The organism is Roseomonas sp. WA12, assembly GCF_054165765.1.
In genome coordinates, this window is the sequence record NZ_CM135108.1 from 1,214,134 (window position 1) to 1,232,547 (window position 18,414).

At 70.5% G+C, this 18,414-nt stretch carries 15 protein-coding genes; 6 read left to right on the plus strand and 9 right to left on the minus strand.

Annotated elements, in window-relative coordinates; translation table 11 throughout:
* The first annotated feature begins 3 nt into the window (after positions 1-3).
* The 5 genes from ACVBD7_RS05855 (at position 4) to ACVBD7_RS05875 (ending at position 5,730) form a co-directional block, all read left to right on the plus strand.
* Complete coding sequence (locus ACVBD7_RS05855; protein WP_458096562.1) at positions 4-864, plus strand: LpxI family protein; 861 nt, start codon at positions 4-6, stop codon at positions 862-864.
* Entirely contained in the window at positions 861-1,265 is a 405-nt protein-coding gene (gene gloA / locus ACVBD7_RS05860; RefSeq protein ID WP_458096563.1) for a lactoylglutathione lyase, read from the plus strand. Before ACVBD7_RS05855 ends, gloA begins: the two co-directional genes overlap by 4 nt.
* A gap of 10 nt (positions 1,266-1,275) precedes the next feature.
* Entirely contained in the window at positions 1,276-2,673 is a 1,398-nt protein-coding gene (locus ACVBD7_RS05865) for a YcjX family protein (protein WP_458096564.1), read from the plus strand.
* 57 nt (positions 2,674-2,730) lie between these two features.
* On the plus strand, positions 2,731-3,600 hold the full coding sequence (locus ACVBD7_RS05870; protein ID WP_458096565.1) for a DUF697 domain-containing protein: 870 nt from the start codon (positions 2,731-2,733) through the stop codon (positions 3,598-3,600).
* 63 nt (positions 3,601-3,663) lie between these two features.
* Positions 3,664-5,730, plus strand: coding sequence for a methyl-accepting chemotaxis protein (locus ACVBD7_RS05875; protein WP_458096566.1), 2,067 nt, complete (start codon positions 3,664-3,666; stop codon positions 5,728-5,730).
* A gap of 3 nt (positions 5,731-5,733) precedes the next feature.
* Here the strand turns inward: ACVBD7_RS05875 and gltX are convergent, their stop codons facing one another.
* Positions 5,734-7,149, minus strand: coding sequence for a glutamate--tRNA ligase (gene gltX / locus ACVBD7_RS05880; protein ID WP_458096567.1), 1,416 nt, complete (start codon positions 7,147-7,149; stop codon positions 5,734-5,736).
* A 79-nt stretch (positions 7,150-7,228) separates the two neighbouring features.
* Here gltX and ACVBD7_RS05885 point away from each other — a divergent pair, with 79 nt between their 5' ends.
* On the plus strand, positions 7,229-9,412 hold the full coding sequence (locus ACVBD7_RS05885; RefSeq protein ID WP_458096568.1) for a ComEC/Rec2 family competence protein: 2,184 nt from the start codon (positions 7,229-7,231) through the stop codon (positions 9,410-9,412).
* Positions 9,413-9,496: 84 nt separating this feature from the next.
* On the opposite strand, the gene lexA is transcribed toward ACVBD7_RS05885, so the two are convergent.
* The 8 genes from lexA to ACVBD7_RS05925 all read right to left on the minus strand — a co-directional run bounded on the left by lexA (position 9,497) and on the right by ACVBD7_RS05925 (position 18,360).
* Complete coding sequence (gene lexA / locus ACVBD7_RS05890) at positions 9,497-10,243, minus strand: transcriptional repressor LexA (RefSeq protein ID WP_458096569.1); 747 nt, start codon at positions 10,241-10,243, stop codon at positions 9,497-9,499.
* A 107-nt stretch (positions 10,244-10,350) separates the two neighbouring features.
* On the minus strand, positions 10,351-11,556 hold the full coding sequence (locus tag ACVBD7_RS05895) for a molybdopterin molybdotransferase MoeA (protein ID WP_458096570.1): 1,206 nt from the start codon (positions 11,554-11,556) through the stop codon (positions 10,351-10,353).
* On the minus strand, positions 11,556-11,987 hold the full coding sequence (gene moaC / locus ACVBD7_RS05900; RefSeq protein WP_458097644.1) for a cyclic pyranopterin monophosphate synthase MoaC: 432 nt from the start codon (positions 11,985-11,987) through the stop codon (positions 11,556-11,558). The genes ACVBD7_RS05895 and moaC overlap by 1 nt, the downstream gene beginning before the upstream one ends.
* A 74-nt stretch (positions 11,988-12,061) precedes the next feature.
* The gene (gene trpC / locus ACVBD7_RS05905) at positions 12,062-12,889 is read right to left on the minus strand and encodes an indole-3-glycerol phosphate synthase TrpC (RefSeq protein ID WP_458096571.1); all 828 of its coding nucleotides are present in this window, start codon (positions 12,887-12,889) and stop codon (positions 12,062-12,064) included.
* A 261-nt stretch (positions 12,890-13,150) separates the two neighbouring features.
* Positions 13,151-14,158 (minus strand): anthranilate phosphoribosyltransferase, encoded by a 1,008-nt coding sequence (trpD, locus tag ACVBD7_RS05910; RefSeq protein WP_458096572.1) that lies wholly within the window; start codon positions 14,156-14,158, stop codon positions 13,151-13,153.
* 2 nt (positions 14,159-14,160) lie between these two features.
* The gene (locus ACVBD7_RS05915) at positions 14,161-14,796 is read right to left on the minus strand and encodes an anthranilate synthase component II (protein WP_458096573.1); all 636 of its coding nucleotides are present in this window, start codon (positions 14,794-14,796) and stop codon (positions 14,161-14,163) included.
* Positions 14,797-14,917: 121 nt separating this feature from the next.
* Positions 14,918-16,450 carry an anthranilate synthase component I gene (gene trpE / locus ACVBD7_RS05920; RefSeq protein ID WP_458096574.1) on the minus strand — a complete coding sequence of 511 codons (1,533 nt, stop codon included), beginning with the start codon at positions 16,448-16,450 and terminating at the stop codon, positions 14,918-14,920.
* Positions 16,447-18,360, minus strand: coding sequence for a SurA N-terminal domain-containing protein (locus ACVBD7_RS05925; RefSeq protein WP_458096575.1), 1,914 nt, complete (start codon positions 18,358-18,360; stop codon positions 16,447-16,449). The genes trpE and ACVBD7_RS05925 overlap by 4 nt, the downstream gene beginning before the upstream one ends.
* Between the last annotated feature and the right edge of the window lie 54 nt (positions 18,361-18,414).

An 18,414-nucleotide genomic window follows, 5' to 3' on the forward strand; every position in this document is an offset into this window, starting at 1 on the left:
CCGATGAGCCAGGAACCAGTTGCGATCATCGCCGGCGGCGGTGCCATGCCGTTGCGGGTGGCTGCTGCCTGCCGAGCCATGGGCCGCCCCTTCGTCGCTGTGCTGCTGGATGGCTTCGCCAATCCCGCCGACTGGGTCGGCGAAAAAACGATGGTCTTCCGCCTCGGTGCAGTCGGCCAGGCGCTGGATTGGGTCCGCGCGGCCGGCGCCAGGCAACTCGTCCTTGTCGGCAATGTCCGCCGGCCTTCCATCCTCTCCCTCCGCCCAGATGCGAAGGGCGCGCAGTACCTCGCCCGTATCGGCATGCGCGCCTTCAACGGCGATGACAGCCTGCTTTCCGCCGTGCGCCAGATCATGCGCGAGGAGGGCTTCGAGCCCATCGGGCCTACCAAGTTCCTCGCCGACGCGCAGTGCCCGGCCGGGCTTCTTACCCGCGCCGCGCCGGATGCCGGCGGGATGGCCGATATCGCCCGCGGGATCGCGGTCGTCCGCGCGCTGGGGAGAGCCGATGTGGGGCAGGGGACCGTGGTGCAGCAGGGCCTAGTGCTCGCCGTGGAGGCGATCGAAGGGACGGACGCCATGCTAGCCCGCGCGCGCGACCTCAGGCGCGAAGGGCCTGGCGGCGTGCTGGTGAAGCTGGTGAAGCCCGGCCAGGACCGTGAGGTGGATATGCCCACCCTTGGCCTGCGTACGGTAGAGGGCGCGATCGCGGCCGGATTGTCGGGAATCGCCTTCGAGGCAGAGGGCGCGCTGCTGATGGATCGGGAAAGGATGATCACGACGGCGGATTCCGCCGGACTATTCCTTCTCGCGATCCGTCCTGATGACCATGTGGGGCCGGCGACAACAGGAGCCGCGACATGAGCGATACCCCGAAGGGCAAGTTCCTCCACACCATGATCCGGGTCGGCGACCTGGAGCGCAGCATCGCCTTCTACACGACGATGTTCGGCATGCGGGAGCTGCGCCGGAACGACGTGCCCGAGGGCAAGTACACGCTGGCCTTCCTCGGCTATGGCGGCAACGCGGCCGGCGAGGGCGAGATCGAGCTCACCTACAACTACGGAGTGGACAAGTACGAGATGGGCACTGCCTTCGGCCATCTCGCGATCGCCGTGCCGGATGCCTACGCCGCCTGCGAGCGGATCAAGGCCCAGGGCGGCAAGGTGACGCGCGAGGCGGGGCCGCTGAAGTTCGGGACGACGATCATTGCCTTCGTCGAAGACCCGGACGGCTACAAGATCGAGCTGATCCAGCGCGCCTGAGCGAGGGCGCGTGATCCCCGATCCCTTCCGCCTGGTCACCGACGTCGCCGGGCGCAGCGCGGAAGCGGCGCTGGCACTGACCGGGCGCGAGCATCTGCGGCTGGCCGTCACCGGCCTGTCGCGGGCGGGGAAGACCGTGTTCCTCACCTCCCTCGTCGCCAATCTCGTGGCTGCGGGGCAGGGGCGGCGCAGTCTGCGCGCGCTGGAGGCCACCTCCGGCCGGCTGCGCGCAGCCCGCGCGATCCCGCCCGGAGTGGAGGCAACGCCACGCTTCGATGCCGAGGCGCATCTGGCCGCGCTCGCCGCCGACCCGCCCGCCTGGCCCGCGCGGACGGAAGACCTCTCCACCCTCTCCCTCGCGCTCACACTGCGGCGGCGGGGCATCTACGGCCAGTTTCTGCCAGACCGGGAGGTGACACTCGACCTGCTCGACTATCCTGGCGAGTGGCTGCTGGACCTCCCCATGTTCGCCCAGGATTTCTCACAGTGGTCGGAGGAGACCCTGGTGCGGATCTCGAAAGGAATCCGCGCGGCTCCGGCCGCCGAGTTCCTTGCTTTTGCCCGCGCGCTGCCCGTCAACGCGCCGGCCGAGGACTCTCTCGCCCGCCGGGGCCATGCGCTGTACCGTCAGTTCCTGCTGTTCGCCCGGGACGAGCTGGGGTTGCGCTTCCTGCAGCCCGGCCGGTTCCTGAATCCCGGCCCGTCCGGCGACGCGCCGCTGCTGTGGTTCTTCCCGCTCCCGGAATCCGCGCGCAACTCTCCCCTTGGCGGGCTGCTGGCCCGTCGCCACGAAGCCTATCTGCACGACCAGCGCGACCGCTTCCTTGCCCCCGTCTTCCGCCGCTTCGATCGGCAGGTGGTGCTGGTGGACGTGCTCGGCGCCCTCCATGCCGGGCGAGAGGCCTTTGAGGACACTGCCGAGGCGCTCTCGGCCATCTCGGCCACCCTCCGCTACGGCCGTGGCTGGCTGGACCTGCTGACGGGCGCGGGCATCTCCCGCGTCGCTTTCGCGGCCACGAAGTCCGACCATGTGCCGGAGGTAAGCCGCGACAGCCTGGCTTCCCTTCTCGCCGACCTGGTTGATGCACCTCGTCGCCGCGCCGAGATCTCGGGCGCTGCGGTTTCCGTCCACGCCGTTGCCTCCATTCGCTGCACCCAGGAGGCGACGGCGGCGCATGAGGGCCGTCCGTCCCCGGCCGTCCGCGGCATCCTGCTGGAGAACGGGCGCTGGGCGACGGTGGATCCCGGCATGGTTCCCGCCCGCCGCCCGCCGGAGAGCTTCTGGAACGCCTCGTACTTCCGCATGCCCGTCTTCCGCCCGCCGGTGCTGGACGCGAATGGGGCCGGTGGCGTCCCGCATCTGGAGCTCGATACGCTTCTCTCCACGCTCCTGGGCGACGCTCTCTAGCGACCACAGCGCCGAGCGCGCTGTAATCCGCCGGGCGGCGGGCCATATGGCCAGCCCATGAGCGAGACCGTCCCCCGCCCGCCCCGCATCCTGCTGGAAGAAGAGGCTGGCCCCGCGCGGGTCGACCTCGACTGGGCGGAGGGAACCGAGCCTGTGATCTTGCCCTCAGGCGGCTTCTCCACCCTCTCCCTGCTGGCGATCGGCCTTTCCACCCTGCTGGCAGGCTTTGCCGTGCTCGCGGCCGGCAACTATGTGGCCGAGCAGTTCAACCGCTCCGCCCCGCTCGGCTGGCTTACCCTCTGCATCGCGCTGGCCGGGTTCGGAACCATCGCATGGGCGATCGTGCGGGAGTTCCGGGCGCTGTTTCTCCTGCACGAGGTCGATGCCGCCCGCGCCGCCTTCGCCCGTGGCGACCTGCGTGCGGCCAAGACGCATGTGCTGGCTTGGGCAGCGCCGATCCCGTTGGCGGCGCCGGCTCTCCCGGCCCTGCGCGAGGCGCCCGACCTGCACGCCCTCCGTGCCCTGCTGGAAAGCGGGCCGTTGGCGGCGCTGGATGCCGAATCCCGCAGCCTTGGGCGGCTCGCGGCGCTGCAAGGCTTCGCTGCGACCGCCATCAGCCCGTCCCCCTCGCTCGATGCCCTGGTGGTGGGTTGGCGCGGGCTGCGGTTGGTCCGGCAGGTTGCCACGCTGCACGGGATGCGGCCTGGCATTGCCGCCACCGCGTCGCTGCTGCGCCGCGCCGCCTTCGATGCCGCGACGGTCGCGGCGACGGAGGTGGCCACCGACACAGCCGTGCGCGCCGTCGTCAGCAACCCGCTGGTTGGCCATGTGGTGGGCGAGGCCGCCACTGGCGCGGTGGCCGCCCGCCGCCTGATTACCTTGGCCCGCGCGACCGCGGCTGCCTGCCGCATCCTTCCGCGCGGTTAGTCCGGCCGTTCACGAGCGCGTAATCCGGGTGCGCGACACTGGGGCTCTCTTACGGAGAACCCCATGCGCGTCCGCACCCTTTTGCTCGCCAGCGTAGTCGCGGTCGCCATCCCCGGCCTCATCGGCACGGGATGGAGCTCCTGGCAGGCCTGGACTAACTGGGAGAGGGCAGAACGCGCGACCCTGTCCACCCGCGTGCTGAGCGGCACCATGCGCGGCCTGACCGCGGTGGCTGCCGAGAGTGGGTTGCTTAGTGCCGCCGCGCGTAACGGCACGGCCGATGCCGCTGACCTGCAGGCTGGCCGACAGACGACGGATGCGCTGCTGGACCGAATGCGCCGCGACGTAGTCTCCGAGGGGCTGGACCCCTCCCGGATTGATCAGTCGGCCGCGAGCCTCAACGACATGCGGCGACGTGTGGCCGAGTTGCTGGCGCGGGGCGTTCGGGAGGGAGACCTGAAGCTCGTCTCCGACATGATGACCGGCCGCGCGGAGGTGCTGGAGGGGTTGGAAGCGGTTGCGCACGAGGCGGAAAAGCGCATCGGCCATTCTGCGCCGGCAGTCGCCCAACTAGTGGAGATCGCACGGCAGGCAATGTCGTTGCGGTCCGAACTCGGGGCTCGGAGCCTGATCATCAATGCTTGGTTGGCCGGCCAGCCGGTGACGCCCGCTAGCCTGTCCACCGGCATGCGCCTGAACGGGCGGATCGAAATGTCGCTCGAGAATGCGCGCCGCATGGCGGAAGGGCAGGGGGAAGCCGGGGTGCTGCGGGTGGTGGAAACAGCCCGGTCCGAGCTGATCCAGACGACGGAGCCGCGGTACCGAGGCTATGTCGATGCGGCATTGGCAGGGTTCGGCAAACCGGGTGCGCCGGCTTGGCCGACCAGCGGTCCGGATTACGCGCGCTGGACCGTCCAGGCTCTACTTACCGTTCTCCCAATGCGGGACGCCGCGCTCGACGCTGCGGTGGCCCAGGGAGACTCCGCCGCAGTGACGGCCCGTACGCGCCTGATCAGCAGCCTCACCCTCGCGGCCCTTGCACTGCTCATGGCCGCGGGCGGGATCGCCCTTCTACTGCGGCGCCTCGTCACCCCGGTTCGCGAACTGACCGGCAATGTCGGTCGGATTGCATCGGGCGAGCTGGATATTGCGGTCCCGCATCGCGGCCGTGCCGACGAGGTGGGCGAGATGGCCGGCGCGATTGAGGTGCTCCGGACCAACTCGGTGGCGCAGCGCCGGCTAGAGGCCGAGGCGCAGGCCGAACGGGAAGCGCGAGACGCACGCGCCACGCGGCTGGACGGGCTGGTGCGCGGCTTCCAGGGCCGGGCAGGGGAGATGGTCAAGACCCTCTCTGCCTCCTCCACCGAACTCGAAGCAACGGCACGCGGCATGAGCGGCACCGCCGAAGGTGCGAGTGCCCAGGCCGGGCGGGTGTTCTCCGCTGCGGGCGAGGCGAGCAACGGCATGCAGGCGGTGGCCGCCGCCGCCGAGCAGCTCAGCGCCTCGATCGGTGAGATCAGCCGGCAGGTGAGCCAGGCAACAACCGTAGCGGGACAGGCGGTGGAGGATGCTAGGCGCACGGACGCCACGGTGCAGACGCTGGCCGAGGGCGCGGCGCGAATCGGCGATGTGGTGCGCCTGATCAGTGACATTGCCGGCCAGACCAATCTTCTGGCGCTGAACGCGACGATCGAGGCGGCGCGCGCCGGTGAGGCGGGCAGGGGCTTTGCCGTGGTGGCGAGCGAGGTGAAGTCGCTCGCATCTCAGACCGCCAAGGCGACCGAGGAAATCGGCGCGCAGATTACCCAGATCCAGTCAGCGACCGACCAGGCGGTGGTCGCCATCGGCGGAATCGGGCGCCGGATCGAGGAGGTGAGTGGCATCGCGGTGGCGATCGCGGCCGCGGTGGAGGAGCAGAGCGCGGCCACCAGCGAGATCGCCCGCACGGTGCAGGACACAGCGCGCGCGACCGAGGCAGTGACCGCTAACATCGCCGATGTCAGTCAGGCCTCGGCCCAGACCGGCGATGCGGCGGGGCAGGTGCTCTCCGCCGCTTCGGACCTCTCGCAGCAGGCCGAGCGGCTGAACGGCACCGTCGCCAGCTTTGTCGCGGAGGTGCGAGCGGGCTAGGCCTCAGCCACCCACGAGGGTGATGCCCTCGGCTGCGTCGCCGATGCGGGCGAGGCTCTCCTCCCGGCCCAGCGCCACCAGCACGGCGTCGATCGGCGGCGACTGGAGGCTGCCGGTCAGTGCCGCGCGGAGCGGCTGGGCAACCTGGCCCAGCTTGACGCCTTCCGTCTCGGCAAAGCTGCGCAGGGCGGCATCGAGCGCCCCACGGTCCCAGCCTGCCGATGCAGTTTCGGATAGCGCCTGTGAGAGGCGGGCGAGGCGGTCGCGGACATCCGGATGGTCCAGCGCCTCGGAGGCCTTGGGTTCGTATTTCAGCGGGCGTTCCGCCAGGGCGAAGCGGGCGCCCTCGGCCATATCGACCAGGGTGCGGGCGCGCGGCTGCAAGTCCGGGATCAGCGCGGCGACGCGGGCCTGCTGCACGGGGCCAGCCTCGCCGAGACGCGCCAGAACATGCGGCAGCAGGGCCGCGGGTTCGGCGGCGCGCAGGTACTGGCCGTTCAGGTGCGAAAGCTTTGCGTAGTCCATCCGTGACGCGGCACGGCCGACATCCTTCAGCTCGAACAGTTCGATCGCCCGCTCGCGCGGCACGAACTCCTCGTCGCCATGGCCCCAGCCGAGTCGCAGGAGGTAGTTGCACACCGCCTCGGGCAGGAAGCCCTGGTCGCGGAACTCCAGTGCGCTCACCGCGCCATGGCGCTTGGACAGCTTCGCGCCGTCGGCGCCGTGGATTAGCGGGATATGCGCGAATTCGGGCCGCGCCCAGCCCATGGCGTCATAGACCATGCACTGCCGGAAGGTGTTGGTCAGGTGGTCGTCGCCGCGGATGACATGGGTGATTTCCATGTCATGGTCGTCCACGACGACGGCGTGCAGATAGGTCGGCGTGCCGTCCGAGCGCAGGATGATCATGTCGTCCAGCTCGCTGTTCTGAACGCGCACCTCGCCCTGGACGAGGTCCCGCACCACGGATTCGCCCTCGCGCGGTGCCTTGATGCGGATCACCGGTGCGATGCCGGCCGGCGCCTCGGCGGGGTCGCGGTCGCGCCAGCCCCCGTCATAGCGTGGCGGTCGGCCCTCCGCTTGGGCCCGCTCACGCATTGCGACCAGCTCTTCGGCGGTGTCATAGGCGAGATAGGCGGCGCCCTTTCCCAGAAGCGCGCGCGCCACTTCGGCATGCCGCGCTTCGCGCGAGGTCTGCATGACCGCCGGCTCATCGGGTGCCAGGCCGAGCCAATCCAAGCTCTCAAGGATCTGCTGCACCGCTTCCGGCGTGCTGCGCGCCCGATCCGTGTCTTCGATCCGCAGCAGGTATTGCCCACCTTGATGTCGGGCAAAGAGGAAGTTGAAGAGCGCCGTCCGCGCCCCGCCAATATGCAGGTAGCCGGTGGGGGAGGGGGCGAAGCGTGTGCGGACGGTCATGCCCGCCCCTTAACACCGCCCGGACAGGCTGTTGACCCCTCACGCACCCGTGACCGATGCGGTAAGGTGTTGTCCGGCCATGTCAGCCCACGCCGCCCCGGTTTTACCCGCCGCTCCACCGCTCCCGCTCGCCGACCGCGCGATGGGCTGGGTCGCTGCCGAATGGGACCGTTGGCCGCTCTGGTTGCCTGTGGCGATGGGGGCGGGAGTGCTGGCCTATTTCGGCCTTCATGCCGAACCCGGCCCTGGCTGGCTGACGCTTCCCTGGCCCTTACTCGCCCTTGCTCTGCTGTTGCGGGCCCGGAACCCCTTCGCCGGTGCCGCCCTGGCACTGACCGGTGCCGCCGTGCTGGGCTTCGCCACCGTCCTGTTCCACGCACGCGCCGCGCCACCTGTCCCGGACCTCCCACGGACTGCCACCGTCGTCTCGGGGACGGTCGCGACGGTGGACCTGCTTCCGGAAGGCCGGCGCGTCACTCTCGACGCCGCGCGCCTGGATGAGCGCGCTCCGCTGGAACGGCAGCTTCGCATCCGCCTACGCGCGAATGACCCAGCCCGGCCGGTTCCGGGCGACACCATCACTGTCCGCGCCCTGGTCCGCCCGCCGATGCCCCCGGCCTTCCCTGGCGCCTTCGATCTGCAGCGGAACGCGTATTTCTCAGGGCTGGCAGGCTCAGGCTTTGCGCTGAATCCAGCCATCCTGCAGTCCGGCGGCGAAGTGCCCGTCTTCGCCGGGCTGCGAGCGGCCATCGAGGCCCGCGTTACCGCCGCCCTGCCTGGCGGAACCGGGGCCGTGGCCTCGGCCCTGCTCACCGGCTCGCAATCCGCCATTCCCGCGGAGGATCTGACGGCGCTGCGGGACTCAGGCCTGGCACATCTTCTTTCCGTCTCTGGTCTTCACGTCGCCATCGTTATCGGGATCGGCTTCGTCACCTTACGAGCGGTCATCGCGGCGATCCCCTGGATGGCGCTGCGTATCGATTCCAAGATTGTGGCGGCGGTGTTGGGGCTCGTGCTCGGTGGGGCTTACACGCTCCTCACCGGCTCAGGCGTGCCGATGGTGCGCTCCTTCGCGATGGCGGCGCTCGCCACGCTGGCTCTGCTCACCGGCCGCCGCGCCTTGTCGCCCCGCGCGCTCGCGCTGGCGGCGGGGCTCGTGCTGGTGGCGAACCCGGCGGCGCTGATCGGCGCCTCGTTCCAAATGTCCTTTGCGGCCGTGCTGGCCCTCATCGCCGCCGCAGAGGCGATGCGCGGCCCCACCCGTGCGTTGCGGGAGCGCGGATGGGTGGGCCGGATGGCAATCGTCGTGCTCGGGCTGGCCGCCACCTCTCTCGTCGCCGGAGCGGCCACGACCCCCTTCGGCCTGCATCATTTCGGCCGTCTGCAGCTCTACGGCGTGGTGGCCAACGCCATTGCCGTGCCGCTCACCTCGTTCGTGGTGATGCCAGCGGGGTTGCTTGCGGCCCTCCTCATGCCGCTCGGGCTTGAGGCGCCGGCCCTGGCCGTGATGGGCTGGGGCGTTGACGGCACGCTGCTGACCGGCCGGATCGTCGCGGCCTGGCCCGGCGCAGCCATGGCCGCGCCGCCGATCCCCGCCTGGGGACTGGCAGTCTTCACCTTTGGGCTGCTCTGGTTATGTCTGTGGAAGCTGCCATGGCGCTGGGCGGGAGTGCCGGTGATGGCGGCGGGCCTGCTTTCCGGCCTCGTGACCACGCCGCCGGACATCCTCGTCGCAGCCGATGGGCGGATGCTTGCCATGGCGAGCCCGGCTGGCGTGCTGTCGGAGCGGACATCCGGCGCTAATCGCATCACTCGCGAATCGTGGCTGCGAAGTTGGGGGGAGGACAACGCAACCGTCCTGCCGCGCGAGGGCGAGGTGCCGGGCGCGGCCTGTGGCGCGCTCTCCTGCCTACTTCGGCCGCGGGACACGGGTCCGGCTGCCATCCTGCTGCGCCAGCCACCGCGCGAGGCGCCGAGGCCGCGCCGCGGACCGGCTCCGCCACCTCCGCCGGTGCTGGCCGAGACGGGCTGCGGCCAGGCAGCGGTGATGATCTCGTTGGAACCGATCCGCGGCCGCTGCCGTGAGACGCCGCGGGTGGACCGCTTCTCGGTCTGGCGGGATGGGGCCCATGCGATCTGGCTCGCCCGCGACGGTGCCATCATCCTGTCGGACCGCGCGGCGCGGGGGGACCGGCCTTGGGTGCCGCCGGTTCCGACGCCGCGGGCCCAGGCGCAGTCAGAGCCACCCGCGGAGGTGGAATGAAAAAGGGCTGGAGGAAGAAATCCTCCAGCCCCGCATCCTTCTCCGAGTCCGCCGCTGACAGCCTAAACGGGCCCGCCCGGCAGACTAATGGTAGCGGCGGACCAAACCGATGAGGCGGCCCTGAACTTTCACCCGGTCGGGGCCGAAGATGCGCGTCTCGTAGCGGGGATTGGCAGCCTCCAGCGCGATGGAGTTACCGCGGCGGCGGAGCCGCTTCAGCGTCACCTCATTCTCGTCCACCAGCGCGACAACGATCGCGCCGTTATCAGCCACGTCGCCGCGCCGGATGATCACGGTGTCGCCGTCGAGGATGCCGGCGCCCTCCATCGAGTCTCCGGAGACCTCGAGCGCGTAGTGCTCGCCGCCGCCCAGCATCGTGACCGGAACCTCGACGCTCTCGCCGCTGTCGCGGAGCGCCTCGATCGGGAGGCCAGCGGCGATCCGGCCATAGAGCGGCAGCTGCACGGCAGTTGCATCGTTCGCCGTGCGCACGGCGCCGGGCAGGTTCTGGGCAAAGTTGCCGCGGATGACGTTGGGCGCGAAGGCCGGGGAGGCGGGCTGCGCAGCCATTGCCGGCTGCGCGCCGGAGGCCGCGAGCGCTGCACGGGGCGCCAGGCCTTCCGGCACGCGCAGCACTTCCAGGGCCCGGGCGCGATGTGCGCGGCGCTTGAGGAAGCCGCGCTCCTCCAATGCCGTGATCAGGCGGTGAATGCCCGACTTCGACCTAAGATTCAGCGCCTCCTTCATCTCCTCGAAAGAAGGAGAGAAGCCAGTGTCGCGCAGATGCTTGTCGATGAAGGTGAGCAGCTCGTGCTGCTTCCGGGTGAGCATGGTCCGGGCGTCTCCCTGGGCGCGAGTGGCAGGTCTTCTGCACGAACAAACGGGCAACCGACGCGGAAGTTCTATGAAAGTTCTTCCGCGTCGGTCAATGCCGCGCTTCACACGCCTAGAGAGGAAAACAATACAAACTGCACCGCGGAGCCCGCCGGGGCCGCCGGCGCATGGGGGGGGCGCACCACCAACCCGCACGCGCGGGCCAGGGTGGAGAGCATGGAGCTGTCCTGAACAGGGAAGGGCGTCGCGACGTGCGCCCCGTCCGAATCGATCGAAAGATCAGCACGCACATAGTCCTGACGGCGGTCATTCTCCGGCATGTCCTGCCCCAGCCGCGCCGTCACGGTTTCCATCGGCCCTGCCGGGAGGCCACTCAGACGGCGCAGGGCCGGAATCAGGAACACGACGGCACAAACCAGCGCCGAAACGGGATTCCCCGGAAGGCCCAGCATCGGCGTGCCGCGCAGGTCGCCCCAGATCAGCGGCTTGCCCGGCCGCATCGCGATCTTCCAGAAGTCGAGCGAGAAGCCCTGCGGGCCGAGTGCCGCCTGGACCAGATCGTGCTCCCCCACGCTCGCGCCGCCGGTGGTGACCAGCAGGTCACAGCGCCGGGCGTCGCTGGCGGCTGCAGCGATGGCGTCGCGGTCATCGCCCGCGATGGGGAGAACCAGCGGATCGCCGCCCGAGGCACGGACGAGCGCGGCCAGCGCATGGGCGTTGGACGAAACGATGCCGCCGGCCGGGATCGCCTCGCCCGGCAGAACGATCTCGTCCCCAGTGGCGAGGATCCCGATACGTGGGCGGCGATGGACCTGCAGCCAAGGATGGTTGGCCGCCGCGGCCAAGCCGATGTCGCGCGCGGTCAGCCGCTGACCGGCAGGAAGCAGCGTGTCGCCCGCCGTGAAGTCGAGCCCGGCACGGCGGATATGGCGGCCGAGGCGCGGTGCCTCGGTCGGGACGACATGGCCGTCCTCGGCCACGGCATCCTCCTGCAGCAGAACGCTGTCCGCGCCGGGCGGCACGGCACCCCCGGTGAAGATCCGCACCGCCTCACCCGGCCCGACCGACTGGGCGAGCGGATGCCCGGCCGGAGCGGCCCCGACCACGCGAAGCCGGGCACCTATGCCGGCGTCGACAGCCCGCAGCGCGTAGCCATCCATTGCCGAGACATCGACGGGCGGTTGCGTGAGCCGAGCCGCCACCGGGCGGGCGAGGATGCGGCCCCATCCGTCGGGAAGCGCCACCGTCTCGGCCGCGCAAGGCGAAAGACCTTCCAGGATCCGGGCAAGGGCCTGTTCGACCGAGATCATCACGGCGCCTCGTAGAGGCCTGACTTACCTCCAGATTTCCGCACCAGCCGAACGGCTTCGATCCGCATGCCGCGATCCGCGGCCTTGACCATGTCGTAGATGGTCAGGGCGGCGACGGTCACCGCAGTCATTGCTTCCATCTCCACCCCGGTCCGCCCGGCTGTGCGGACCGTCGCTGCGATCTCGACAGCGTCCGGCTCCGCCATTTCCAGCTCGATGGAGACGGAGGAAAGCGGCAGGGGGTGGCAGAGGGGGATGAGGTCGGCGGTGCGCTTGGCAGCCATGATCCCTGCCAGCCGCGCGACGCCCAACACGTCGCCCTTCCCGGCGCGACCCTCGGCGATCAGTGCGAGGGTCTCGGGCTGCATCGTGATGCGGCCTCGCGCTGTCGCCTCGCGCACGGTCTCGGCTTTTGCTGAGACATCCACCATCGCCGCGCGGCCAGCAGCGTCGAAATGGGTCAGAGCGCCGCCTTCGCGGTTCTCTCCCCCGCCCGGGGCGCCGCTCAAACGGCTTGAACCAGCAGGCGCGCAGCCTCACCCGGATCGGGCTGACGCAGCAGATGCTCGCCGACCAGGAGGCAGTGAGCGCCGGCTTGGGCCATGCGGCGGACGTCCTCGGGCGTGCGGATGCCGCTCTCGGCAACGGGGATACGGTCCGCGGGCACCATGGGCGCCAGCCGCTCGGTCACCGCGATGTCGGTCTTCAGCGAGCGTAGGTCGCGGTTGTTGATGCCCAGCAGCCGCGTCTCCAACCCCAGCGCGCGCTGTAACTCGGCCTCGTCATGCACCTCGACCAGCACGCCCATGTCGAGCCCGCGCGCAGTGTCCTCCAGCGCCTCGGCCTCGGCGTCGCTGACCGCGGCCATGATAATGAGGATGGCGTCCGCACCCATCGCCCGGGCCTCGAAGACCTGCCAGGGGTCGATCATGAAGTCCTTGCGCAGGACGGGCAGGTTCGTCGCCTCCCGAGCCAGGCGGAGGTGCTCGGGCGTGCCTTGGAAATACGGCTCATCTGTCAGCACGGAGAGGCAGGTGGCACCTGCGGCTTCATAGGCGCGGGCGATGCCAGCCGGGTCAAAAGGCTCGCAGATGAGACCGCCGGAGGGCGAGGCGCGCTTGATCTCGGCGATCAGCCCCACCCGCATCTCCGCCACTGCCTCGCAAAGCGCGGCCGTGAAGGGGCGCGGCCTGCCGCTGTCCCGCGCCCGCCGCTCCATCTCGGCGAGCGGGGTGTCCTGCATGCGCGCCTGCACCTCGGCCCGCTTGTCGTCGAGGATTCGGCGGAGCGTGTCCGAGAGTGGAGCGTCCGTCACCGGAAAGGTCTGGTCCATGATGGTGCGGTTCCTCGCGCCCTTCCGGCGGGCGCGTCAAGCGGGTTCGGGTTCGGCCGACGGGGGGACCGGACCGGTTTCGTAATCCTTTAACGTGGGAGAACGGCCCAGGAAGGCGATCGCATCTCCCATTACGCCAGCGCGGGACGGCAGTTCACCCCGGGGATGCCGGACTCTCCCAGGAAGCCCGACACACAGGAGTTAGGCTGGTGCGGTGAGCTTCAAGTTCTCCGGCATAGGCCTGGAAAGTGGCGCCGCGCCTCAGGGCTTCGTAAGCGCCCGCAGCCGGTCGAGGGACCGCATTGCCGCGCCGGAGCCGATCGAATCGGCCGCCAAAGCGGCCCCGGCACGTAGGTCTGTCACCCGTCCTGCTACGATCAGCGCAGCGGCAGCGTTCAGCAGCACGCAATCGCGGTAGCCGCCGGTCTCGCCACGCAGGATGCCGAGAAGGGCTTCCGCATTCTCCGCGGGTTCGCCGCCGCGAAGGGACTCGGCGGGGTGGCGGGCGAGGCCGGCCTCCTCGGGCGTCACCTCGAACTCGCGAATCACCCCTTTTTTCAGCTCTACGACGTTGGAAGGACCAGCGACGGTTAACTCGTCCAACCCCTGGCCGTGCACGAGCCAGGCGTGTTCGGTGCCGATGCGGGCAAGGGTCTCGGCCATGGGCCGAAGCCATTGAGGCGCAAAGGCGCCGGTCATCTGGCGGCGGACCCGGGCCGGGTTGGTCAGGGGCCCGAGCAGGTTGAAAATAGTCCGCGTACCCAGCTCCATGCGCGGGCCGGCCGCGTGGCGAAGCGCGCTGTGGTGCCGGGGGGCCATCAGGAAACAGATGCCGGCGCCGGCGATCACCGCGGGCAGGCGCTCGAAGGGTACATCCGTGTTCACGCCAAGCGCCGAGAGCACGTCCGACGCGCCAGCGCGGGAAGAGAGGGCGCGGTTGCCGTGCTTGGCCACGGGCACGCCGCATCCCGCTACTACCAGCGCCGCCGCGGTCGAGATGTTGAGGGTGCCGGCCGCGTCGCCGCCAGTGCCGACCAGGTCGATGGCGCCGTCCGGTGCCTCCACCGCGGTCATCCGGGCGCGCATGGCACGGACTGCGCCGGTCATCTCCGCCACCGTTTCCCCGCGAACGCGCATGGCCATTAGCATGCCGGCGATCTGGGCCGGGGTGGCCTCGCCGGCCATGACGGTGCCGAAGGCGGCCTCCGCCTCGCTCTCCGCAAGGCGTTCCCCGGCGGCAAGCCGGGCCAGGACAGGTTTGAGCGACACGGTCAGGCGGCCCGGTGCGAGGGCTGGCTGGCTTTCGGCTCCGTCCACTCGCGGGGCGGCAGGTTGATGCCGGCCATCCGCATCACGTTGGCCAACATGTCGTGGCCATGGTCGGAAGCGATGCTCTCGGGGTGGAACTGCACGCCCCAGACCGGCAGGTCCCGGTGGGCGATGCCCATCACAAGCCCGTCCGGGGTCTCTGCGGTGACCTTCAGCTGCTCCGGCAGGTCATCGCGCCGGACGACGAGGGAGTGGTAGCGCGTGGCGCGGAAGGGGGAGGGAAGGTCGGCGAAGACGTCGCTCGCACCGTGATGGATGTCATGCACCTTGCCGTGCACGGGCTCGGGCGCGCGCACCACCGTGCCGCCGAAGGCCTGGCCGATGGCCTGATGGCCGAGGCAAACGCCGAACAGCGGAACGCCCTTGCGGGAAGCGGCCCCGATCAGGTCAAGGCAGATTCCAGCCTCGTTAGGGGTGCAAGGCCCGGGCGAGAGGATGATGGCGCGAGGACCCATCTCAAGCGCCTGCTCCACCGTCAGCGCGTCGTTGCGCCAGACCTTCACCTCCGCGCCCAGTTCTCCGAGGACATGGACGAGGTTGAAGGTGAAGCTGTCGTAGTTGTCGATGAGCAGGATCATGGCGCCCTCACTTCCACCCGGGGCGCGCATCCGGTCAAGCCGGGCCCGCCCTTAGGGGTTACCCCAAGATCGGGCACCGGTCCCCTTCGGTGAAGGTCGGGTGACCCGCCCTGTGCGCGGCTCAGCCCGCGCCCTGGCGCGGCGCGGCGGCGGCGAAGCGCACCGCTTCCTCGGCGGCCCGGAACAGGGCGCGGGCCTTCTGGCGGGTCTCCTCGTACTCAGCCTCGGGGTCGCTGTCGGCCACGACGCCGGCCCCGGCCTGGACGGACATGACCCCGTCCTTCACCAGCGCCATGCGAAGCCCGATGCAGGTGTCCATGCCGCCATCGGCGCCGAAATAGCCGAAGCAGCCGGCATAGACGCCGCGGCGGGAGGGCTCGGTTTCCTCGATGATTTCCATCGCCCGCACCTTGGGCGCGCCAGAGAGTGTGCCGGCGGGAAAGCCGGCCACGAGCGCATCGAGTGCGGAGAGGCCGCCGCGCAACCGGCCCTGCACCTCGCTGCCGATATGCATGACCTGGGAGTAGCGCTCGATCCCGAACTGGGAGGTGACGCGGACGCTGCCGATCTCGGCGACACGGCCGACATCGTTGCGGCCAAGATCCAGCAGCATCAAGTGCTCGGCCCGCTCCTTGGGATCGGCCAGCAGCTCCCTTTCCAGCGCTAGGTCCTCTTCGGGTGTCGCGCCGCGGCGGCGGGTGCCGGCGAGCGGGCGGACGGTCACCATGCCGTCGCGCAGGCGAACCAGGATCTCGGGGCTGGCGCCAACGGCCGCGAAGCCGCCGAAGTCGAAATGGAACAGGAAGGGCGCAGGGTTCAGTCGGCGTAGCGCGCGGTACAGCGCGAAGGGGGGCAGGGCAAAGGGCGCCTGGAAGCGCTGGCTGAGCACGATCTGAAAGGCGTCGCCCGCGGCGATGTACTCCTTCCCGCGGCCCACCGCCTCGATGAAGCCTTCGCGCGTGAAGTTGGATGAGGGGATACCTGGGGCGGGCAGGGCGGCGGGCGGTGCCGGGCGGGGCACGGGGCGGTCAAGCGCCGTCTCTGCCTCGTCCAGCCGGGCCTGGGCCGCCTCATAGGCCGTGCGGGCCCCGTCATCCCCGCCCTGAGTCGGGTCAGGATAGACGGGGGCGCAAAGGGTCAGGATGTCCCGCACATGGTCGAAGACAGCGATGAGAGTGGGTCGGCCGAGGATGGCGTCGGGGATTGCCAGCACATCCGGATTCTTTGCCGGCAGCCGCTCCATCTCGCGCACCATGTCGTAGCCGAGATAGCCGAACAGCCCGGCGGCGCAGGGCGGCAGGCCCGGCGGCAGTTCCATGCGGCAGGCCTCGATCAGCGCGCGAAGGCTCTCCAGAGGTGGGCGCGCCTCGGGGACGAAGGCGTGGGGTGCGGACAGCGCGTGGCGGTTGATCTCGGCCCCACCGTTCCGGCAACGCCAGATCAGGTCAGGCGCCATGCCGATCGCGGAGTAGCGGCCACGGCTTTGACCACCCTCTACGCTCTCGAGCAGGAAGGTATTAGGCTTCCCCTCCGCCAACTTGAGGAAGGCGCCAACGGGCGTGTCCAGGTCGGCCACGCGCTCGCGGAACACCACTTGGCCGCGGCCGGACGCATGGGCCGCGACAAAGGCCGCGTAGCTGTCCGGCCCGCTCATCGGGCAGCCACCTGTTCCATCATGGACGGGTTGATGGTCACGCTCGCCCGCGCGCGGAGCGCGGCGGCAAACTGGGCCTCGAGGTCGTCCTGCATGGCCTGCTCCACCTCGGTTTTCACCCGGGTTTGGCCGGCCGTGTCGGCGGCCACATCGGCGGGCACCACCTCGACAAGCCGGGCCACCGCGTAGCCGTCGGCGGTCTGGGCCATTGTCACGCCGCCCGGGCCGGCGGCGAAGACGCCGGGCAGAAGGCCGGCGGGAATGCCGCCCGGGGTGGCGGCCTGCGGATCGCGGGTGGAGGGGCCCATGCGGACCGCCTCAACGCCGGCCTCGCGCGTGGCCTCGGCGAAGTCCTTGCCGGGCTGGCCGTTCGCGCCCTGGGCTGCGGCGAGGAGGGCGGCGGCGCGCTCCTCCTGGCTGCGGCGTCGGGCTTCCAGCGTCCAGGCGCGGCGCACCTCGGCCTCCACGGTGGCGAAGGGGCGCAGCGCGGCTGGAATGGCGTTCGGCACGTCGAGCGCCACGAAGCCGCCGGCGGCCTCGGCCACACGCGGTCCCTGGCCGGTCGGGCTGGCGAAGACCGCCTCGATCACCGCGGCGCGGGCTGCGGGGCCGCCGGGGAGTTCCACGCGCTGGCCGTTCTGCCCGTTACCCTGCCGATCCAGGGTCACGCGGGTGGCGGTCAGGCCGAAGCGCTGGGCGGCCTCCTCAACCGTGGCGCCACCGGCCATCGCGTCCTCGAGCCGGTTGGCCTCCTCGAAGGTCATGTCGGCCGCCCTCTCGCGAGCTAGGAACTCCCGCGTCTCGGCGCGCAACGCCTCGATCGGGCGCTCGGCCGCGGCCTGCACGGCCGTGACCTTCATGACGTGCCAGCCGAACGGGCTCTGGACGGGCTTGGTCACGCCGCCCTGAGGCACGCCGAAGACGGCGGTGGCTATGTTCTCCACGGGCATCTCGCCCCGGGTCACCTGGCCCATCTCGAGGGCCGATCCGCCGGCCGCTTCCGCCTGGGTGCGGATCGTCGCGAGGTCGGCGCCGCCGGTCCAGGCGGCGCGGATGGCGTCGGCGGCTTCCTTCGTGGTGACCAGGGCCTGCTCCACGGTCCGGCGCTCGGGCGAGCCGCTGCGCTCCCGGGTTGCCTCCAGACCGGCCTCGATCTCCGCGTCGCTCACCTGCACGCGGGCCATCAGCGTCTCGGCGGTGAGGAGGGCGAGGACGGCCTCCCGGTACTCGGGGGAGGAGAACTGGGCGGGGTTGTTCTCGTGGAAGCGGGTGAGCTGGGCCTCGGTCGGCGCCTCCGGCTCGGGCGCGCTGAGGAGCGGGAACTCGGCCACCTCGGCCACGCGCCGCTCGCCGGCAAAGGCGAGCAGGCGGGTCGTCAGCGTCTCCGGAGCGCGGGCGCCGGCGCGGATGGCACCGATGAGCTGCTGGCGCTCAAGATCTGCGATCACGAGCCGGGTGAAGTCGCCCTCGGCGAGGTCGTTCTGGCGGAGGAACTGCTGCAGGATCAGGGGGTTGAACCGGCCATCCGCACCCTGGAACGCAGGAATGGCGAAGGTGTAGGCGCGAACGGCATCGACCGAGGCGGCAACGCCCATGCGCCGGGCCTCCTGGCTCTGCGCGCGAGCGGCGATCAGGTTCTCCACGGCCTGCCGGGCGACGGCCTGGCGGAAGCCCTCATTCGGCTCGAAGCGCGGGCCGAGCTGGCGCTGCAGGCGCTGGGTCTCGCGCCGGGCGGCATTCTGCGCCTCGGTCAATTCGATGGGCTGGCCGCCCACGCGCGCCACCGCGTCGTCCCGCCCGAAGTTGCGGATCACGTCCTCGATCCCCCAGATCGCGAAGGATAGCACCAGCAGGATGAAAAGGCCCTTGGCGAACCAGGTGCCAGCGAGGCGGCGGAACGCGGAGATCATGGCGGAACCCTGAGGGAAGGCGAGAGGGGTGAGCCCGTAGCGCAGCCCGGCCCC